This is a genomic window from Paenibacillus sp. Marseille-Q9583, assembly GCF_976954365.1.
The window spans coordinates 40,378-46,537 of the sequence record NZ_CDRJTB010000058.1 but is presented as its reverse complement, the minus strand read 5'-3'; the positions used below and the strand labels follow the sequence as shown (position 1 = coordinate 46,537).

The window sequence follows — 6,160 nt, the reverse complement described above, 5'->3', positions numbered from 1 at the left end:
TTCCGGCCGCTGTTGTCTCCAGATTTCTTGATTATATACCGTGTTTCACGGTTGAAATCCGGAGACAAAGGCGGGCGCTATCGCTCCGACAGTTCCAAGCTTCCCCTCCGCCACTTTTCCTTTTAGAATGTTTTTAAGTTTAAAATGTCTAGCCAATAACTTTATAATAAAAAATCGTCGCATGTAATTCGCCGTTAGCTGATATTGCATAGCTTGGAATACGTCCCGCTTGCATGTAGCCCATAGAAGTATAGAGGAGATTGGAAGGGTCACCTTCTCTTGTATCTAGCACTAATAATGATCGGTCTTCCTGCATAGCTCTTTTTTCAGCCTTTTCCATAAGAGAACGTGCAATACCGTTACGACGATAATTAGGGTGTGTCATTAGTTTTGCGATTTCGGCTCGATGCGTTCCGTTTGCTTTTGTACATAAATGTAGTTGTACACTGCCCACGATAATATCATTCATTGTTGCGACAAAAAGGATCACATCGGGCGCCAAAACATTGTGCCAATATGATGTAGAGTCTGACGGATCTAAGGGTGGTAAAAAACCAACAGAGGCTCCATCCTCCACAACCTGTATCAGAAGCTTTGAAAGCTCATCTATAGATTCTTCAATCGTTAGTAATTGTTCGATGCTCACTTTGCTAACCATATAAATTCCTCCAGCATTTATAAGTTTAAAAATATAGCGAAATCATAACTGAATACGTATAATTTGTATAACGAATTTTATAGATCGTAATCATTAATATTTTGAATCATAGAGGATGTTATCCATGGACTTATCTCAATTAGAAGCTTTTTTGGCGGTATGCAGAATTCGAAATTTCACCAAAGCCTCGGAGCATCTACATATCTCCCAGTCCGCCGTTACCGCAAGAATAAAAGCTTTAGAAAACTCCGTGGGCAAGGTGCTCCTTACACGTGATAACCGGAATGTTAGCTTAACGCAGGCAGGGATATCTTTTGTTCCTTATGCTGAGCGGATGCTTCGTTTGTTTGAAGAGAGTAAGGTGACTCTATCCGAAGAACTGGAGAACTATATCATTTTGAGTGGACCCGGGTCCGTATGGCATTATTATTACCTTCAGCATATTCTTTCATTTAGACGGGATCATCCCAAGGTAGCCATCAAATTCCTAAGTTATATTGATTCAAGCTATATGATCCGTGATCTTTTGCTGGATGGAATAGTCCAGGTTGCTATTAAATATGACCCGCCGAAACACCCTAAGGTGACCAGACACCTCCTGTTTGTAGATGAAATTATTCTGGTGTCCACACAATTGAGAGAAACGCCTATAAGCAGGGAGGATTTTTTTCAGCGGGAGTATTGTCATTTAGAGTGGGGAGGTCCGTTTCCAGAATGGTTTACTAGTATCGTTGGAGCGGGCTATGTGCCGACACTTCAGACCGATCACTCGATGATTATGCTGGACATGCTGCTACTGGGAGCAGGCTTTGGATTTCTACCACGATCTATAGCACAACCTTATCTCGATCAACAGAAGCTATTTCAACTTCAATGTGAGTTAGACACGCCGATTATAAAGGCTTATGCTCTTTATTTAACTGAGAATGCAGAAGATATTCGTGTACGGCTTGGACTGAAGATGCTGGGGGTGGATAGGTAAATAGTTACTGGAAGTGACTTACAGGCGGGAATTTGAGAGATTTTTGTGAGAGCAGCGGGGTAGAATGGTAGAATTACTCGCTGGTGAGAGGAGCCTGAAGGTTGAGGACGATGAAATATCGTGGAATAGTTGGGATGGGGTTGTTTTTTATGCTTGCCTTTTCCCTATTAGTAAGTATTATTTCCCCAACGATTCAGGACCAAGATACCCCGGTGGCCAAGCAGGGCGTACTGGATTTGTCGAGATGGGACTTTAAGAAACAGGGATTAGTTGATCTAGACGGAGAATGGGAGTTTTATGAAAATAAATTACTGAGTCCATCTGAGATTCAGCAAAGTATAGATAAGAAATCTACATATCTATCTGTCCCAGGCACATGGAAAGGCAAGATCATAGAAGATGGAATGGACCGTAAAGGGGCTGGCACCTATCGACTTAAAGTGTTGGTCAAAGATTCGGATGAGATTCTTGGTTTGAAAATAAGAAGTATCCGAATGTCTCAAAAGTTATTTGTCAATGGGAAGCAGGAAGGAGAGGATGGGGTTCCTTCAACAGAAAGTGAGTCATTTAAGCCAGGGAATACTCCATATACGGTATTTTTTCAGTCTAATACCCAAGAGATAGAAATTGTAATTCAAGTGTCTAACTTCAACTTTATTACTGGGGGGATCGTGAATTCAATCCCACTGGGCGTGCACACGGATATTACAAAACTGAACAGCATTCAGACGGGTACTGACATTGGAATTATATTGATCCTGGGGATGTTTGGAGCATATCATCTCAGCTTCTATTTCGTTGGGCGAAGAGAAAAGGCCTATTTGCTCAGCGGTTTATATTTGCTTATTCTTTCTCTGAACAATTCTCTATACGGAGAGAAGATATTTCAACAGTTATTACCCCATATCCCTTTTGAATCAACTTACAAGCTATTGGAAATAAGCCAGTTTGTCGGTTCGATTATCATTATTATGTTTTACTGCTCGGTCGAGTCCCGGTTGATGTCAAGCAAGAGGATGAGGATCGTGTTGTCTCCTTTTGTCCTTTATCTGGTTTCGGTTTTGGTGCTGCCGTATGGTGTGCATATTCGTATGAAGTATCTATTTGTAACCTATCTTGGAATCGTTATGCTGGTAATCATAGTTAGAATGATCTATTTATATGTTCGTAGCCAGAGCCAAACGACGGATCGAAAAGAATTATTTCTGTTCATTGGCGGTGCGATTTCGCTCCTAATTTTTTTCTTAGATGTAAGTCTTTACTCTGAAAATGTTCTGCAGACCGATTTGGTGGGCAAATGCGGAGTCATTGGTTTTATTGTTTTCTTCAATATTATGTTAGCTGTACGATTCTCAAACACTTATGATAAGACGGAAATGCTGTCCCGTCAGTTGCTAATCTCGAACCAGCTTAAAGATGAATTTCTGATGAACACTTCTCATGAGATCAAAACTCCGCTGCATGGCATTATGAATATGACATCCTTTTTATTAGAAGATGGTGAAGATAATCTTTATCCATTACAGAAACAGAATCTTTGGTTAATTAAGGACACTTCTACAAAACTGTCTATGCTCATTCAGGATTTGATTGATGTTAGTCTTTTGAAGCATGGAGAATTACGACTACAGCAGACAGTGGTTGATCTAAGGGTGGCTTCACAAATTGTATTTGATGTGTTGCAGTTTGAGCTCGCAGGGAAATCTGTACGATTAGATAATCAGGTGGAACCCGATGTTTGGGTGCTTGCAGATGATAGTCGGTTAAGACAAGTCATGTACAATTTAGTTCACAATGCGATCAAGCATACGGATACAGGATTTATTACCATAAAAGCTTATGTAGAGGGAAATACAGTGTCTGTTACGGTCGAAGATTCAGGAACTGGGATATCCCCTGATATGCATACCGCCATATTTGAATATTTTGAACAAGTCGATAAACCACTTCCGCAAGATGGTTACACAGGAATGGGTGTGGGTCTGTATATTAGCAGAAAGCTAATCGAGCGGATGGGCGGTGAAATTCGGGTGGATTGGTCCGAGATTGGCCAAGGCACTCGAATGATCTTCACCTTGCCCAAAATCGAGCGGATCCCTGGCTACCGTGAAGTAGCTACTACAGGGGTGGGACAGCACGCGCATTTTGAGCAGACCTCGCTTGATATTGTGGATCAGAGTGGATATACAATCCTAATTGTGGATGATGAAGCTTCTAACATTCATATTCTGCTGAATATTTTAAGACGGCATCATTACAATGTAATTACGGCGTTTTCAGCGAATGAAGCAATGGACAAAATGGAGCAATACCCTAATATGGACCTAGTTATATTAGATGTCATGATGCCGGGGATTTCAGGAATTGAGTTGTGCAGAACATTACGGGTGCGTTACTCCATTCTGGATTTACCTATTCTGTTTGCTACAGTAAAAGATGCGCCAACGGATATTGCACTTGGCTTCAGGGCTGGAGCGAATGATTATATTACCAAGCCATTTGATGGAGAGACGCTGATTGCGAGAATTCAAACGCTGATTGCAATGAAAACATCGATACAGGAAGCTATCCGAAATGAGTATGCTTTTCATCAAGCGCAAATTAAACCTCATTTTCTGTATAACGCACTGAGCAGCGTGATTTCTTTCTGTTATACAGATGGAGAGAAAGCCGCCTATTTATTATCCATGTTAAGTCAATACATCCGTTATATTCTCGATATGGATCGATCCACATTAGTTGTTCCTTTGCACCGGGAGTTAGAGCTGATTCAAGCCTACGTGGAGATCGAAAAAGCGCGGTTTGGAGAACGATTCGATTTTATTTTCAAAATGGATGAGGGTCTACGTTCTGTTGAGATTCCTTCCTTATGTATTCAGCCGTTTGTCGAAAATGCGATCAGGCATGGGTTGTTTGAAAAAGAGGGTCAGGGCAGAGTTTCGCTCACGGTTCAAGCAGGCGGTAACTACATGAAAGTTATCATCGAAGATGATGGTATAGGTATACCAGATGATCTGTTATATCAATTAACCGGAGACGGGCAGCTAGATGGCAGTATCGGTATCCATAACATTCGAAAGCGTATAAGTGCTATTCCCGGAGCTACTCTTACAATTCATTCCGACCTAGGGTTCGGGACCAAAGTAACAATGTATTTACCAGCAAGCCTTGGGGGCATGGAGGGAGAAACACGATGATTCGTGTAGTGATTGTGGAAGATGAGAAGCCGATTTTGAATTTGATGAAGGTACTGATCGGTCGTAATTCAGATTATACCATTAGCGGGGCCTTTTCTAATCCATTGGAGGCACTGGAGTGTATACCTGATTTACAACCGGACGTTGTATTTATAGATGTTGAAATGCCAAGGATGAACGGGATTGAGCTGGCAAGCAGAATTCAGAAGCTGAAGCATCAACCGGAAATTGTATTTACAACCGCCTACAAGAATTATGCACTGGAAGCGTTCGAGGTAAGTGCACTAGATTATATTCTTAAGCCGATCACACCCGAAGCGATCAATAGGGTCACTGAACGACTTGTTAAACGAATGAGACCTGCGGTGATACTAGAGCCTAAGAAAACGAACCCGATGATCTGCTGTTTAGGTGGATTTGAAGTATGTGATAAAGAAGGGAAGCCCATTCATTTTCGAACACGTAGAGCAGAGGAATTATTCGCATATTTCCTATGTAATGCAGGTCGTTACATCAGCAAATGGAAGATAATGGATTTATTATGGCCGGATATGCAGGATGAGAGAGGGGCATCCAATCTGTATAATACGATATACCTCTTGAAGAAAATGCTGAAGGAAAAGGACTTTGGCATGGAAATCCGCAAAATGAATGATGGTTATATGCTGGAGACTGGAAACGAAAGCTATGATGCTCTTGAGTATCAAAGATCTCATCTAGAAATGGCGGAGGGACAACATAACATTGCGCAAATGGAGCGGCTTTGTCTCTTGTATCAGGGGCCTCTGCTGGATGGAAAGCCTTATCTATGGAAGATATCGCTGGAGGAAGCGTATTGCAAGTTTTTCACAACATGCACTCGTATGCTAGTAGACAATGATTGTGCTACTAAGGACTGGCATAAAGCGGAGCAACGATTAGAAAAGTTCTTGGGCTTATATCCGCTGCATGAAGAAATGAACCAGCAAATGATTGATATTTATGCCAAGCTCGGAAATAAAGAAAAGATCGCACGACTTTATGAGAAATTCGAGGGTGCTTATCGTACTGAGCTGGGGCTGGTCCCTTCAGCAGAGTTTAAAGAGCGTGTAGCTGCATATCTAGTCTGAAATTTTATTTAAAAAGAGAAAGCAGAGGGAGAAATCTCACTGCTTTTTTTGTGTTTTTCGGCATTACCCGACAATTTGTGAGATTTTGGTGAGTTCGGATTGATATGATTTTCCTAAACATGGGAGTAATAAAATACATAGGAAAGAAGTTGAGAGTGTGCTTCGATTAGTCAGGTCCAAGAAAGCTATAAGCATTTTATTATTGGTATTGCTG

General features: G+C 41.4%; 4 protein-coding genes. 3 read left to right on the top strand and 1 reads right to left on the bottom strand.

All coding sequences use genetic code 11. The features are described from left to right. Positions 1–148 precede the first annotated feature (148 nt). Positions 149–658, bottom strand: a complete 510-nt coding sequence (locus ACWNM1_RS22585) for a GNAT family N-acetyltransferase (RefSeq protein ID WP_449602708.1) — start codon at positions 656–658, stop codon at positions 149–151. Between the two features lie 124 nt (positions 659–782). Here ACWNM1_RS22585 and ACWNM1_RS22580 point away from each other — a divergent pair, with 124 nt between their 5' ends. The 3 genes from ACWNM1_RS22580 (at position 783) to ACWNM1_RS22570 (ending at position 5,946) form a co-directional block, all read left to right on the top strand. Then, positions 783–1,640 carry a LysR family transcriptional regulator gene (locus ACWNM1_RS22580; protein WP_449602707.1) on the top strand — a complete coding sequence of 286 codons (858 nt, stop codon included), beginning with the start codon at positions 783–785 and terminating at the stop codon, positions 1,638–1,640. Positions 1,641–1,750: 110 nt separating this feature from the next. Further along, the gene (locus ACWNM1_RS22575; protein WP_449602711.1) at positions 1,751–4,837 is read left to right on the top strand and encodes an ATP-binding protein; all 3,087 of its coding nucleotides are present in this window, start codon (positions 1,751–1,753) and stop codon (positions 4,835–4,837) included. Further along, positions 4,834–5,946, top strand: coding sequence for a response regulator (locus ACWNM1_RS22570; protein ID WP_449602706.1), 1,113 nt, complete (start codon positions 4,834–4,836; stop codon positions 5,944–5,946). The genes ACWNM1_RS22575 and ACWNM1_RS22570 overlap by 4 nt, the downstream gene beginning before the upstream one ends. Positions 5,947–6,160 lie beyond the last annotated feature (214 nt).